Source organism: Phenylobacterium sp. 58.2.17 (genome assembly GCF_026411515.1).
In the GTDB taxonomy this organism is placed as follows: domain Bacteria; phylum Pseudomonadota; class Alphaproteobacteria; order Caulobacterales; family Caulobacteraceae; genus Phenylobacterium.
In genome coordinates this window covers 13,393-25,809 of record NZ_JAPMTQ010000031.1, presented here as the reverse complement: position 1 = coordinate 25,809, position 12,417 = coordinate 13,393, and the positions used below count along the sequence as shown (strand labels likewise).

Annotated in this window: 14 protein-coding genes and 1 pseudogene; 5 read left to right on the top strand and 10 right to left on the bottom strand. The window is 70.0% G+C overall.

The features are described 5' to 3' along the window. Positions 1-146 precede the first annotated feature (146 nt). Entirely contained in the window at positions 147-569 is a 423-nt protein-coding gene (locus OUA97_RS16760; protein WP_267233170.1) for a CBS domain-containing protein, read from the top strand. A gap of 39 nt (positions 570-608) precedes the next feature. Here the strand turns inward: OUA97_RS16760 and OUA97_RS16755 are convergent, their stop codons facing one another. The 4 genes from OUA97_RS16755 to OUA97_RS16740 all read right to left on the bottom strand — a co-directional run bounded on the left by OUA97_RS16755 (position 609) and on the right by OUA97_RS16740 (position 4,120). Then, complete coding sequence (locus tag OUA97_RS16755) at positions 609-1,247, bottom strand: carboxymuconolactone decarboxylase family protein (RefSeq protein WP_267233169.1); 639 nt, start codon at positions 1,245-1,247, stop codon at positions 609-611. A gap of 5 nt (positions 1,248-1,252) precedes the next feature. Next, positions 1,253-1,783, bottom strand: a complete 531-nt coding sequence (locus OUA97_RS16750) for a VOC family protein (RefSeq protein ID WP_267233168.1) — start codon at positions 1,781-1,783, stop codon at positions 1,253-1,255. A 14-nt stretch (positions 1,784-1,797) separates the two neighbouring features. Continuing rightward, positions 1,798-2,817 carry a zinc-dependent alcohol dehydrogenase family protein gene (locus OUA97_RS16745; protein WP_267233167.1) on the bottom strand — a complete coding sequence of 340 codons (1,020 nt, stop codon included), beginning with the start codon at positions 2,815-2,817 and terminating at the stop codon, positions 1,798-1,800. A gap of 142 nt (positions 2,818-2,959) precedes the next feature. Next, positions 2,960-4,120: an MFS transporter gene (locus tag OUA97_RS16740; protein ID WP_267233166.1), complete on the bottom strand. Its 1,161-nt coding sequence runs from the start codon at positions 4,118-4,120 to the stop codon at positions 2,960-2,962. A 111-nt stretch (positions 4,121-4,231) separates the two neighbouring features. On the opposite strand from OUA97_RS16740, the gene OUA97_RS16735 reads away from it, so the two are divergent. Beyond that, positions 4,232-4,855: an exopolysaccharide biosynthesis protein gene (locus tag OUA97_RS16735; protein ID WP_267233165.1), complete on the top strand. Its 624-nt coding sequence runs from the start codon at positions 4,232-4,234 to the stop codon at positions 4,853-4,855. On the opposite strand, the gene OUA97_RS16730 is transcribed toward OUA97_RS16735, so the two are convergent. After that, complete coding sequence (locus OUA97_RS16730) at positions 4,856-5,863, bottom strand: DUF1176 domain-containing protein (RefSeq protein WP_267233164.1); 1,008 nt, start codon at positions 5,861-5,863, stop codon at positions 4,856-4,858. It abuts the gene before it with no gap. Positions 5,864-5,939: 76 nt separating this feature from the next. Here OUA97_RS16730 and OUA97_RS16725 point away from each other — a divergent pair. The 3 genes and pseudogenes from OUA97_RS16725 (at position 5,940) to OUA97_RS16715 (ending at position 9,042) form a co-directional block, all read left to right on the top strand. Next, positions 5,940-7,210: pseudogene (locus tag OUA97_RS16725) on the top strand (aminotransferase class III-fold pyridoxal phosphate-dependent enzyme). 22 nt (positions 7,211-7,232) lie between these two features. After that, complete coding sequence (locus OUA97_RS16720; RefSeq protein WP_267233163.1) at positions 7,233-8,657, top strand: amidase; 1,425 nt, start codon at positions 7,233-7,235, stop codon at positions 8,655-8,657. 52 nt (positions 8,658-8,709) lie between these two features. Continuing rightward, positions 8,710-9,042 (top strand): hypothetical protein, encoded by a 333-nt coding sequence (locus tag OUA97_RS16715; RefSeq protein ID WP_183777139.1) that lies wholly within the window; start codon positions 8,710-8,712, stop codon positions 9,040-9,042. Positions 9,043-9,178: 136 nt separating this feature from the next. On the opposite strand, the gene OUA97_RS16710 is transcribed toward OUA97_RS16715, so the two are convergent. The 5 genes from OUA97_RS16710 to rlmJ all read right to left on the bottom strand — a co-directional run bounded on the left by OUA97_RS16710 (position 9,179) and on the right by rlmJ (position 12,376). Beyond that, entirely contained in the window at positions 9,179-9,850 is a 672-nt protein-coding gene (locus OUA97_RS16710) for a cytochrome b/b6 domain-containing protein (protein WP_267233162.1), read from the bottom strand. 1 nt (position 9,851) lies between these two features. Continuing rightward, a complete protein-coding gene (locus OUA97_RS16705; RefSeq protein WP_267233161.1) occupies positions 9,852-10,316 on the bottom strand; it encodes a c-type cytochrome in 465 nt (154 codons plus the stop codon). A gap of 99 nt (positions 10,317-10,415) precedes the next feature. Further along, on the bottom strand, positions 10,416-10,979 hold the full coding sequence (locus OUA97_RS16700; protein ID WP_267233160.1) for a sugar transferase: 564 nt from the start codon (positions 10,977-10,979) through the stop codon (positions 10,416-10,418). Positions 10,980-11,060: 81 nt separating this feature from the next. Then, positions 11,061-11,474 carry a hypothetical protein gene (locus tag OUA97_RS16695; protein ID WP_267233159.1) on the bottom strand — a complete coding sequence of 138 codons (414 nt, stop codon included), beginning with the start codon at positions 11,472-11,474 and terminating at the stop codon, positions 11,061-11,063. An 80-nt stretch (positions 11,475-11,554) separates the two neighbouring features. After that, positions 11,555-12,376, bottom strand: coding sequence for a 23S rRNA (adenine(2030)-N(6))-methyltransferase RlmJ (rlmJ, locus tag OUA97_RS16690; protein WP_267233158.1), 822 nt, complete (start codon positions 12,374-12,376; stop codon positions 11,555-11,557). Between the last annotated feature and the right edge of the window lie 41 nt (positions 12,377-12,417).

The window sequence follows — 12,417 nt, the reverse complement described above, 5'->3', positions numbered from 1 at the left end:
TGCGGTCTAGGGCCTCGATCCGGCCAGCACAATCGAGAGTGTGGCTGGTACCACCCTTGGTGAGTAACGCCTTCGCGAGCTTACCGAACGGAACAGACGCGGCCGGCTGGGGTTCAAACACCTCCATCCACGGAAGGAGAGCTGTCTTGAAAGTCAGCGAAGTCATGACCGCCCAGGTCGTCACGGCCAAGCCGAAGACCTCCGTCAAGGAAATCGCCCGCATGATGTCGGAGATCGACAGCGGCGTGATCCCGATCGCCGAGGATGGCAAGGTGCTGGGCCTGGTGACGGACCGCGACATCGTCGTGCGTGTGGTCGCTGACGGCGGCGCGCTGGACGCGCCGGTCTCCGACATCATGACCGACGACGTGCAGTCCTGTCACGCCGACGACAACCTGGCCGACGCGACCGCCAAGATGGGCGCGCACCAGGTGCGCCGCCTGTTGGTCTATGCCGACGGCCGCCTCGCCGGCATCCTGTCGCTGGGCGACGTGGCGCTGGACTACGGGGCCAAGGCCGTCGGCCGGACCCTCGAAGAGATCTCGGCCGAACCGGCCAACCAGCACTAGGCGGGCTCCCGGCATTCGCCGGGATGATCGGTGGTGGCGCTACGGCCGCCGACCGATGTCGAGGAAGTCGGCGCCGCTGAAGTCCTCGGGCGCGGCGACTTCGACGATGGGGTCGTCGCGGTCGTCCCACTCGGTTCGCAGGGCCCGGCTCATCACCGCGTGCATGTCGTACATGCAGGTGATGTAGGTCAGTTCGAGGATCTCGCGGTCGCTGAGGAAGGATTTCAGGGCCTCGAACACCGGCTCGGGCGTGCGGCCGGCCTGCAGCGACAGGCAGTCGGCATAGGCCAGCACCGCCCGCTCCTCAGCCGAATAGCAATCGGCCACCTGCCAGTGCGGTATGGCGGCGATGCGGTCCTCGGAGACCTTGAGCCCACGCAAAGACTTGCAGCGCTGCGAGAACACGAACTGGCTGGCCTTGGTGAAGCCGACGCGTGTCTGGGCCAGTTCGCGGAGCACCGGGTCGAGCTTGCGGTCGGGGCTGCGATAGAGCGCAAAGCCGCGGTTGCAGTGCTCCAGCACGTCCGGGACGTTGGCGAACACAGTCCACCAGTCGCCGGGGGTGCCCGTGCTGGTGCCAGGTTCGGCCACCGGGTCGCGGTCGCCGAACAGCAGGTCGTAGCTGCGCAGAACCTTGGGATCGGCCTCGGCGCGAGGGATCTGACGCAGGCGCGGCATGGCCCCTACGCCTCCGCCCGGACGGCGCGGGCCGGCGTATGCTTGACGTCCTCAGGACCGAAGGCGCGGGTGGTGGCGGCCAGTTCCAGCATGATGCCGTTGGGATCGGTGAAGTAGACCGAGCGGAAGAACACCCCTTCGTGGTTCTCGGCGCTGACGCCCATCGGGCTGTCGTCGTGATTGACCACCATGTTCGGCAGCACCTTCACGCCTGCATCGACCAGGCGCTGACGGTACTCGTCGAGCTTCTCCTCGGGCACGTTGAAGGCGACGTGGTTCATCGAGCCGATCGCCGACTTCGGCGCCTCGGGGAAGGCCTTCACCGAGGCGATCCCGGGCGCGGCGGGCGGCGCGTCCGGCCACCAGAAGAAGGCGACGGAATCCCCGCCGCCGCAGTCGAAGAAGAAGTGCTGGCCGCCGTCCGGCAGGGCCACGGTCTTGTAGAGCGGCATGCCGAGGACGCCGGCGTAGAAGGCGACCGTCTCCTCCATGTCGCGGCAAACCAGGGCGAGGTGATTGATGCCCGTCGTACGCATCGACTGCCTCCTTGTCAGAACTGCAGGACGATCTTTCCGAAATGCTCCCCGCCCTGCATGGCGGCGAACGCCTTGGCGACATCCGTCCAGGGGAAAACCTTGTCGACCACCGGCTCGATCCGGTGCAGCTCGATGGCCCGGCACATGGCCTCGAACATCTCGCGCGAGCCGACCGACAGCCCCTGAAGTCGGGCGCTGTTGCCGATCAGGACGCCGGGATTGACCCCCTCGCCGGCCCCTGCGACCACGCCGATGATGGCGATGTGGCCGCCGATGCGGACGGCCTTGAGGCTCTGCTGGATGGTGCCGGCGCCGCCGACCTCCATGATGAAGTCAGCCCCGACGCCGCCGGTCGCCTCGCGCACGGCGCCCGCCCAATCCGGGGTCGCACGATAGTTGACCAGGTGGTCGGCGCCGAGTTCCTTGGCGCGGGCCAGCTTCTCGTCCGAGGACGAGGTGATCACCGTGCGGTAGCCGGCCGCCTTGGCGAACTGCAGCCCGAAGATCGAGACCCCGCCGGTGCCCTGCAGCACCACCGTGTCGCCAGGCTCCAGCCGGGCGTCTTCGAAGAGGCCGCGCCAAGCGGTCAGGGCCGCGCATGGCAGGGTCGCGACCTGCTGATCGGTCAGGAAGTCGGGAACCTTGGAGACGCCTTCCTGGCTGAAGACGCCCAGTTCGCGGCCGGCGCCGGGGATCGGGAAGCCAAGCGATGAGGTGAGCTTCTCCAGGGTCGGACGCCCCGAGGTCCAGTGCTGAAAGAACAGGGTCGCGACCCGGTCGCCGACCGCCACGCGGGTGACGCCCGGGCCGACCGCCTCGACCACGCCGCAGCCGTCCGAGAAAGGGGTGATGGTCCCGCCGGCCGTGGCCGAGCCGCGGCTGTACATGCCATTGACCATCAGCATGTCGCGATAGTTCAGCGAGACCGCCTTCATGCGGACCAGCACTTCGCCGTGCCCCGGCGTCGGATCGGGCGCCTCAACTAGCTTCAAGGCGTCGAAACCCCACGGCGCGGCGACTTCCAGAGCCCGCATGCGTCACTCCCCAATCATTGTTGCAGGGATTAGCCGCCCGTTGGCGGCGGGCCGCAAGACTGTCGTGGGGTAAGGGCTCCAAACTCAAAGAATCGACCCTGTTCATCCTGGTCGGCTTGTTTCAAGCCAACCAGGACAGGGTCTAGGGGTCGAGCCGGCGGACTCCGTAGAGGCGCAGCGCGCCGACCAGGCCGAGCGCCGACATCGCGGCCATGGCCAGGTAGCCCTTGGCGCCGGCCATGTCGAACAACCAGCCCGAGCCGATGGTCGCCGCCCCCATCAGCAGCCCGCCCGACAGCGCCGAGTTGATGGTCTGGGCGGCCGAGGCGTTGGCCGGGGTCGAGAGCTTCTCGACCAGCTGCAGCGAGGCGAGGAAGGTCGCCGCATAGGTGAACGTGTGCAGCGCCTGGATCGGCAGCAGCAGCCAGAGCGGCGGGGCGAAGGCCAGCGCCGTCCAGCGAACCAGCGCGGCGGCCCCGCCGATAACCAGCAGATTGCGCGGGCCGATGCGTCGCCGCCAGGGCTCCATGAACCACATGAAGCCGACCTCGACCGCCACGGCCAGGCCCCACAGCAGGCCGGTCCAGCTCTCCGGCATGCCCTGCTGTTTCCAGGAAAGCGTCGAGAACGAGTAGTAGAAGGCGTGGGCCGACTGGATCAGCCCGACCGACACCACCGCCAGCATGAAGTTCCGGTCGCGCAGCAGCTCGCCGAGACCGGCCAGGCGCTCGGAGAGGCGGCTGGCCGCTCCGCCCTCGCGCACCGGGTCGGGCGGCAGCAGGCCGCGCGCCGCGCCGGCCGCCAGCATGGCCGCCGCGGTGATCCAGACCAGCACCAGCTCGGGCGAGTAGCGGGCCAGCAGCGCCCCGACCGTGACGTTGGCGATGATGAAGGCCACCGACCCGATGCCGCGCGGCCAGCCGTAGTTGAACCCGTCGCGCCCGGCCCGCCGGAAGACGATGACGTCAGTCAGCGGAATCATGGTCGAGAGGATGGTGTTGGCCAGGAACCAGACCCCGAACCACCAGGCGAAACCGAACGGCGCGGCCAGCAGCCCGTAGGCCAGCGCCACGGCCAGCCCCATAAGGATCAGCGGCGTGCGGCGCAGGGAGAAGCTGTCGGCCCACATGGCGATGGCCGGCGCGGTGACCGCCCGCGCCAGCATCGGGGCCGAAAGGATCAGGCCGATCTCGGCGCCCGAGAGGCCGCGCGCGGCGAACCAGACCGGGATGTAGGGCGAGCTCGCCCCGGTCCCCACGAACAGGGCCGCGTAGAACAGGCCAAGGCGGATCGGCTGCGACATCTGAGGCCACCGATTATGCGAGTCGCCACCAACAATCCCGTGACTTCCGACGCCGCAAGCGCGGCTTTTCCTTCCGCTACGGCGCCGAGCCGTGCTAGCGCGAAGCTTGAAATGTCCGAACACCGTAAAGCCGCGAGCGTATCCGAACTCCTCGACCTGATCGCGGAGCGTCCGGGCCGCGAGGTGTCGGTTGGAGACCTGCTGGACACCTTCGGCGACCGCGCCTTCGGCGCGCTGATGTTCGTGTTCGCGGCCCCGCTGGTGCTGCCGATGCCGCCGGGCGTCTCGGCGCTGCTGGGCGCGCCGCTGATCTTCATCACCTTCCAGTGGATGATGGGGCGCAAGACCCTGTGGCTGCCCAAGGTGATGCTGTCGCGGACCATGAGCATGGCCGACTTCCGCGCCCTGACCGTGAAGCTGAAGCCGCATCTGGGGCGGCTGGAGCGGCGGCTGCGGCCGCGGCTGACCTTCATGTACAACCCGCTGGGCGACCGGCTGGTGGGAGCGCTCTGCTTCCTGCTGTCGCTGATCGTGTTCCTGCCGATCCCGTTCGGGAACATGCTGCCGTCGTTCGCGATCGCCGCCTTCGCCATCGGCGGGGCTGAGCGCGACGGGCTGGCCGCGCTGATCGGCTGGGTCGCCGCGATCCTGTCGGTGGTGGTGCTGGTCGTGCTGTCGAAGGCGATCGTGGCGGCGATCCTGGCGTTCTTCGCCACCCTGTTCGGGATGTTCTGACTACTTCGCGCGGGTGCGGTAGCTGACCGGCCAGTCGTCCGGCGGCACGCCGCGGCACTCGCCCATCAGGTCCTGGGCGGTGGCGACGAAGCCCTTGCCGTCCCAGACCCAGGTGTTGGTCGCCCCGCAGTCGCCCAGGCCCCGGCCCTTCTCGAAGTTGTAGAGCGTCTGGGTTGCAGCGTCGTAGCTGACGTTCATCAGTTCGGTGGTCGCCTCGGCGGTGTCGGCATAGCGGATCGGCAGCGGATGGGCCGCGCCCTTCTCGTCGACGACGAAGAAGCTGTAGATCATGTTGTAGGCCCCGCGCGTGCAGAGCGGCGCCCACAGCGTGAGGCCAGGCGACAGCCGGCCCGAGACCGGCTCGATCTCCAGGGTGGCGATGTCGTCGTCGCAGTCCTTCATCATCGCCGCCACCGAGCGGGGGAGCTTGGCGGCCAGCCCGGCCTGCGACATGGCCGGCGCGGCCTGGACCAGCGGCGGCGCAGGCGCCGGGGGAACCGCCGAAGCCGGCGAAGCGCCCTTGGCGACCAGAGCGGTGACCGTGCCCGCCCGCTTCTGCTTGTCGTCCATCCAGCGCAGGGCGGCCGAACTGCCAGCCAGGGAAATGGCGCCCAGCGACTTGCCGCCGGCCGCGACCTGCAGCGCCCTGCCGTTGGCGGCCGCAGCGATCAGCGCCGTGGCTTGGCCGGCGGTCAGCTCGGCGGACGCGCGCTCGCCGTCCTCGTCCCGCGCCGTGACGCTGGCCAGAGGGCGGCCGTCGATCGCCAGGCTCCAGGTCCCGGCCTTGCCGTCCATGACGATCCGGGCGGCCGGTTCGTCCGCCGCCCCGGACCCGCGCGCGACCTTCAGATAGCCCGACATTTCGTAGGCCTCGCCGGCGAAGCCGAAGGCGGCGCACTGGCGGGTGTTGTCGCAGGTGACCCACCAATCCTTGAAGGTCTCGTTGGCCAGGGCCGGCGAGGCCAGCAGCGCCGCCGCGCCCGTCAGGGCCAAAACCTTCGCCGTCATCGCCTGCTCCCCGGTTGCCGATACGCGAGCGCAGCGTAAGGTCTCACTACGGCCTTCGTCGACGGAGAACTCCACCATGACGCGCAGCCTGGACAAAGCCCTGCGGGAACGCGCCGCGGCGGTGATCCCCGGCGGGATGTACGGCCACCAGGCGGTGGGGCTGCTGCCCGACGACTATCCGCAGTTCTTCTCGAAGGCGGACGGCGCGCACATCTGGGACGCCGACGGCAAGCGCTACCTCGACCTGATGTGCGCCTATGGCCCGAACCTCTTCGGCTACGGCCATCCCGAGATCGACGCGGCCTATGTGCGCCAGCTCGGGATCGGCGACACCCTGACCGGGCCGACCGAGCTGATGGTGCGGCTGGCGGAGGAGATGACCCTGCTGGTCAGCCACGCCGACTGGGCGATGTTCTGCAAGAACGGCACCGACGCCACGACCATGGCGCTCATGACCGCGCGGCGCACACCCGGCGCAAGACCATCGTGCGGGCCAAGGGCGCCTATCACGGGGCCGCGCCCTGGTGCACGCCGAGGCCGGCAGGCACGACCGACACCGACCGCGCGCACCAGATTTTCTGCGACTACAACGACGTGGCCAGCCTGGAGGCGGCCGTGGCGCAGGCGGGCGAGGACCTGGCCGCGATCTTCGCCGCCCCGTTCAAGCACGACGCCTTCATCGACCAGGCCGCCCCGGACGGCGCCTATGCGCGCCGCTGCCGCGAGCTGGCCGACCAGACCGGGGCGCTGCTGATCGTCGACGACGTGCGCGCGGGCCTGCGGATGGCGCGCGACTGTTCGTGGTCGGTGGTGGGCGTGGAGCCCGACCTCTCGACCTGGGGCAAGTGCATCGCCAATGGCCATCCGATCTCGGCGCTGCTGGGCTCGGAGAAGGCGCGCAAGGCGGCGGCCGCGATCTATGTCACCGGCTCGTTCTGGTACCAGGCCGCGCCCATGGCCGCAGCGCTGGAGACCCTGCGGCTGGTGCGCACCACCGACTATCTGGAGCGACTGACCGCCATGGGCGAGCGTCTGTCGGCGGGCCTGACCGAGCGGGCGGCGGCGGCGGGCTTTGGCCTGCGCTGCACCGGGCCGGGGCAGATGCCGCTCTACCTGTTCGACGAGGATCCCGACCTGCGGAAGGGATTTTTCTTCGTTTCGCAGATGCTGGCGCGCGGGATCTACCTGCACCCCTGGCACAACATGTTCCTGTGTGCGGCGATGACCGAGGCCGACATCGACGGGGTGCTGAACGCCGCAGAGGACTCGCTGGCGGCGCTCAAGCGCGAGGCCGGCGGCCTGGCCCCGGTCGAGAAGCTGGCCTTCCTGGCCGGCGGTCAAAGATAAGAAAATTCAAAAGGGTAGGAAGATGGACGATTTCTCCGAGCACGACGGCCTGTCGCTGGCCGCCCTGGTGGCCAAGGGCGAGGTGACGCCGCTGGAGCTGGTGGACGCGGCCATCGAGCGCATCGAGCGGCACAACCCGGCGCTGAACGCCGTGGTCCACAAGGCCTATGACGAGGCGCGCAAGGTTGCGCAGGGCCCCCTGCCCGACGGGCCGTTCAAGGGCGTGCCGTTCCTGATCAAGGACCTGGGCGTGCCGGTGGCCGGCTGGCCGCGCACCTATGGCAGCCGCTTCGCCGCCGGCTATGTCGACAAGGAGGACTGCGGCCTGACCCGGCGCTATCGCGAGGCCGGCGTCGTGCTGCTGGGCAAGACCAACACGCCTGAGTACGGCATCACCGGCGTCACCGAGGGCGGCTATCTGGGCGCCTGCCGCAACCCCTGGAACCCGGGCCACGTCTCGGGCGGGTCGTCGGGCGGCGCGGCCGCGGCGGTGGCGAGCGGGATGGCGCCGCTGGCCCACGCCAGCGACGGGCTCGGTTCGATCCGCATCCCCGCCGCCTGCTGCGGGCTGGTCGGCCTGAAAGTCACCCGCGACCGCAACCCGAACCTGCCGGACGGCGACAACTACGCCATGGGCTTTTCCGTCGACCATGTGGTGACGCGGACGGTGCGCGACAGCGCCGCCATGCTGGACGCCACCGGCCGCCCCGAGCCGGGCGCGCCGTTCCAGGCGCCGCACAAGGAGCGGCCCTACATGGAGGAGATCGAACGCAGTCCCGGCAGACTGCGCATCGCCTGGTCGTCGGAAACCCCGTCCGGCCGGCCGATCGACCCGCAGATCCAGGCGGCGTTGGAACGCACCGCGGCGCTGCTGAAGGGCCTGGGCCACGAGGTGGTCGAGAAGGGCCTGGGGATCGACTACCGCGCGCTCTACACCGCCCGCGGGCCGGTTTCGGGCGCCAACTTCGCGGCCAACATCGCCCGGCTGGCGGCCATGCTGGGGCGCGAGCCGCAGGAGCATGAGCTGGAGCCGCTGACCTGGGCGGCGCTGAAGAGCGGGCGCAAGGTGACCGGCGAGCAGGCGTTTCGCGGCTGGCAGGACCTGCGCGACCTCAATCGCAAGACGCTGATGTTCTTCGAGGACTACGATGTCTATCTCTGCCCGGTGCTGGGCACGCCGGTGCCGCCGGTCGGTCTGATCGATCCGGTGGCGGTCGACCCGCAGGAGCTGAACAAGCGCCAGAGCAAGGCTTTCCCCTACACCCCGCCGTTCAACTTCTCGGGCCAGCCGTCGCTGTCGCTGCCGTTGGAAATGGACGAGGACGGCCTGCCGATCGGGATGATGTTCACCGCCCGCTTCGCCGACGAGGCGACGCTGCTGCGGCTGGCCGCGCAACTCGAAAAGGAAGCGCCCTGGAAGGCCCGCCGCCCGGCGCTCTGGGGGTAGCAAGCCACGCGCCTCCCGCGGTAGCTTGGGGCCAGGATTCTAGGAGTATTCCATGAGCGACCGGATCGAACGGCCCTGGGCCCTGATGCGCCACCATGCGGGCTGGGCCGATGTCTTCCACATCGAGAACGAGACGGCCGACTCGATCACCGGCTTCTATCCCGACCGCGAGACGGTCGGCCCGCCGGTGAACTACAGCGTGCGTGCGGTGCTGGCCCGCTTCCCGACCATGGAAGCGGCGCGCGCAGCGCGCGAAGGCGCGGTGCTGGAATGGCGCAAGCACGACGCCGGCGTGCGCGAAGCCGAAGACAAGCTGCGCGCGGCCGAGAAGGCGCGTGAAGACGCCTGGCTGAACTGCCTGCGCGGCGCGGCCGACGGGAAGTAGGATCTGCGGGATGCTCCCCCGCTGGGGGAGCTGTCAGCCGTATGGCTGACTGAGGGGGACTTTGAAGCTCGTAAGAGCAGTCCCCCTCCGTCTCGGCGCTGCGCGCCGACCCGCCTCCCCCAAAGGGGGAGGAAACCTAGAACCGCAGGCCCTTGGCGATCGCCCAGGCGACGCCGACCGCCAGCACCACGCCGAGCAGCAGCCGCCAGAGGGCGGCCGGGCGCAGGGCCTCGCCCTGAAACGGGCGCTTGCCGGTGACCATGGCGCCGATCAGGTTCTGGCGCTTCCACACCCAGTAGAACCCGATGGCGGCGATGTGCAGGGCGACCAGCGCTTGCAGAACGCGGAACACGGTCTCGTGCAGTTCGGCGGCCGCGCGGCTGGCCTCGAAGCTGACCAGGTGCGACAGCGGGCCGGACTCCAGGCCGTCGAGGTCGCTGGCGAACAGGCCGAGCCCGACCTGGACCAGCATCACCGCCAGCATGGCCAGCACGCTCCAGGCGCCCAGCGGGTTGTGGCCGGCCCCGTCGCTGGGGCTGCGGGAGCCGAGCGTGCGGGTGTAGGCGAGCGTCGCGGCGGGGCCGCGCAGGAAGTGCGCGAACCGGGCGGTCGAACCGCCGGCCACGCCCCACCACAGCCGGAAGACCAGGAGGCCGACGATCGCGTAGCCGGACCAACGGTGCAGCTGCATGTTCTCGCCGGCCGAAAACCAGGAGACCAGCAGCAGCACGACCAGGGACCAGTGCACGACCCGCGTCGGGACGTCCCAGAGCGGGCGCGGCGGGCCGGCTGCAGCGTCTGACGGCATGCTATTTCTCGACGCGGTAGACGTCGTGGCAGGCCTTGCAGGTTCCGCCGGTGGCGCGGAACTGCGCCTTGATCGCCTCGACGTCGCCGGCGGCGGCCACGGTCTGCAGCTTGCCCGCCTGGGTCTGGAAGTTGGCGGCGGCGGCGGCGAACTTGGCGTTGTCGGTCCAGATGTTGGGCTTGGCCTCGGTCTTGAAGCCGGCCTCCGGGCCCGAGCCCTTGGGGAACCACTTGGGCACCTGGGCCGCCTGGGCGTTCACCACCGCGGCGTTGGCGGCGATCAGCTTGGCGTCCGGCGAGCCCTTCTTGAGTTCGTCGCTGATCGCCTTGAAGGCGCCGCCGATCTTCTTGTAGCCGGCCTGGCGCGTGGCGATCGCGGTCTCGGCGGCGGTGGCGGCGATCGCGCCGGTGGCGCCGAGCGCCAGGACGAGCGCGACGACGAGGGGCTTGGCGGGGCGGAAGGGCATCGTCGAAACCTCTGCTGATGGACTGGGGCCAGAGTGGGCGCCCGGCCAGCGGGCGTCAATCAACGATGACCAGCGCTGATTGCGGGCGTGTTGCAGCCGTCAGTGACGCACGCCGCGCCCGGAAATCGCCGCGACGAGCGTGATGACGATAATCCGCACGTCGAAGATCAGGCCCTGGCGGGTCAGATAATCGGCGTCGAGCCTGGCCTTCTCGGTGTTGGGCAGGTCGTCGCGGCCGTTGATCTGGGCCCAGCCGGTGACGCCCGGCCGCAGTACCTCGACGCCGGCGGCGGCACGCAGCGCCACCAGGTCGTCCTGGTTGAACAGGGCCGGCCGCGGGCCGACCAGGCTCATATCGCCCACCAGCACGCTCCACAGCTGGGGCAGTTCATCGAGGCTGGAACGGCGCAGGAAGCGGCCGAGAGGCGTGATCCACGCGTCGGGATCGGTGAGCAGGTGGGTCGCCACGTTCGGGGCCCCGGTCTTCATGGTCCGGAATTTCGGCATCTTGAACAGGCGATTGTAGCGGCCGACCCGGCTGGACCAGTGCAGCGCCGGGCCGGGGCTGTCGGCGCGCACGGCCAGCGCGATCACCGCCATCACCGGGGCGAGCACGATCAGGCCGGCCAGGGCCGCCAGGATGTCGAAGGCCCGCTTGGCCACGCGCGCGTTCCCCTCGCCGTCTGCAACGGGCCAGGGATAGCCCGCTGCGGGCGCCCACGCCAAGCGTCCGGCGACGCCTGCCTAGGCGTCGGGCGACGGCTCGTCGGCGGGACGGGCCTTGGCGCGGAGCTTGGCGGACGGCTCGGACGGCGCTTCCACCGCCGGCTCCAGCGTGGCCGCCGCGACGTCGGCGACGGTCTGCACCGCCTGATCGACCATCGCCTCGGCGATCGCCGCGGTTTCGGCGACTTCGGCCGCCAGCTCGGGCGGCACGACGTCGGGCGCAGGCAGGACCGCTCCGCCGGCAGGCGAGGCCCCGAGCAGCGCCTCGAGATTGGTGCGATCAGTGAAGCGGGTCATCCACCAGTAGGCGAGACCGGCCGAGGCCGCCCCCGCGAACAGGAACCAGAGCGGCGAGGCCGCGCCGACCGGGATGTACAGGGCCTTCTGGGGATCGAGGGACACAGGCCCCTCTGCGAACACGGTGAGAGCCATAGGATACGCCTCCAAACAGCCAGGGTTTGTGCGATGCAGCAAACCCTAACCCGACTTCTCGCAGGCGCAAAATGAAGGTTTCAGGTCGTCCAGACCTGGGCCTTGCCGTTGGCGCCCAGCCGGCCAACGGTCCAGCCGCAAACCTCGGCCAAGGTCGCCTCGAAGCCCTCCGGCGCGTTCGCCAGCACCAGGGCGCAACCGTTCATCTTCATCGGATCGGTCAGCGGCCGCATGCGCGCCTCGGCGACCAGCAGCGGGCCGTCATAGGCGTCCTCGGCCTCGCGCAGGAAGGCGTCGAAGGTCTCCAGGTCCTTGAGCGGCATCCAGACCATCACCACCGCCGCTGGGTTCCTGGCGGTCAAGGCGCCGAGGGCGGCGGCGCAGCGTTCGTAGTCGTCGCTCCTTTCGAACGGGGGGTCGATGAGCACCAGGACGGCGCCCTGCCGCGACATGCGGGCGGCGACCTCGACATAGCCGTCGGCGCAGGCGGTCTTGGCCGCCGGCCAGCTGGCCAGGGTGTCAGAGAGCGCCGAATGCTCCTGGGGCCGCAACTCGCAGCCCAGATAGGTGTCGCCCTTGCGCAGGGCGCCGGCGACCAACAGCGGCGAGCCCGGATAGAGGTTGGCCTCGGCCCCGCCGTTCAGCCGCACCACCGCCTGGCGCAGCGCCTGCAGGGCCGGCGGCAGGTCGGGCGCCTGCATCAGCTGGGCGACGCCGGCCCTCGCCTCGCCCGAACGCTGGGCTTCCTCGCCGGTGAGGTCGTAGAGCCCGCGGCCGGCGTGGGTGTCGAACACCGCCAACGGCTCCGGCGCGGTCTGCAGGCGGGCCAGCAGGTCAAGCAAGGCGGCGTGCTTGACCAGGTCGGCGAAGTTTCCGGCGTGGAAGGCATGACGGTAGTTCAAGTGGGATCCTCCCGCCGCGGTTCGAGGAGCTTCCTGCCACG

What these genes read in the sequence shown, in the direction of transcription:
- OUA97_RS16755 (WP_267233169.1), bottom strand. Translation starts at nt 1,247, where the DNA reads ATGCCGCGCCTGCGTCAGATCCCTCGCGCCGAGGCCGATCCCAAGGTT.
- OUA97_RS16750 (WP_267233168.1), bottom strand. Translation starts at nt 1,783, where the DNA reads ATGCGTACGACGGGCATCAATCACCTCGCCCTGGTTTGCCGCGACATG.
- OUA97_RS16745 (WP_267233167.1), bottom strand. Translation starts at nt 2,817, where the DNA reads ATGCGGGCTCTGGAAGTCGCCGCGCCGTGGGGTTTCGACGCCTTGAAG.
- OUA97_RS16740 (WP_267233166.1), bottom strand. Translation starts at nt 4,120, where the DNA reads ATGTCGCAGCCGATCCGCCTTGGCCTGTTCTACGCGGCCCTGTTCGTG.
- OUA97_RS16735 (WP_267233165.1), top strand. Translation starts at nt 4,232, where the DNA reads ATGTCCGAACACCGTAAAGCCGCGAGCGTATCCGAACTCCTCGACCTG.
- OUA97_RS16730 (WP_267233164.1), bottom strand. Translation starts at nt 5,863, where the DNA reads ATGACGGCGAAGGTTTTGGCCCTGACGGGCGCGGCGGCGCTGCTGGCC.
- OUA97_RS16720 (WP_267233163.1), top strand. Translation starts at nt 7,233, where the DNA reads ATGGACGATTTCTCCGAGCACGACGGCCTGTCGCTGGCCGCCCTGGTG.
- OUA97_RS16715 (WP_183777139.1), top strand. Translation starts at nt 8,710, where the DNA reads ATGAGCGACCGGATCGAACGGCCCTGGGCCCTGATGCGCCACCATGCG.
- OUA97_RS16710 (WP_267233162.1), bottom strand. Translation starts at nt 9,850, where the DNA reads ATGCCGTCAGACGCTGCAGCCGGCCCGCCGCGCCCGCTCTGGGACGTC.
- OUA97_RS16705 (WP_267233161.1), bottom strand. Translation starts at nt 10,316, where the DNA reads ATGCCCTTCCGCCCCGCCAAGCCCCTCGTCGTCGCGCTCGTCCTGGCG.
- OUA97_RS16695 (WP_267233159.1), bottom strand. Translation starts at nt 11,474, where the DNA reads ATGGCTCTCACCGTGTTCGCAGAGGGGCCTGTGTCCCTCGATCCCCAG.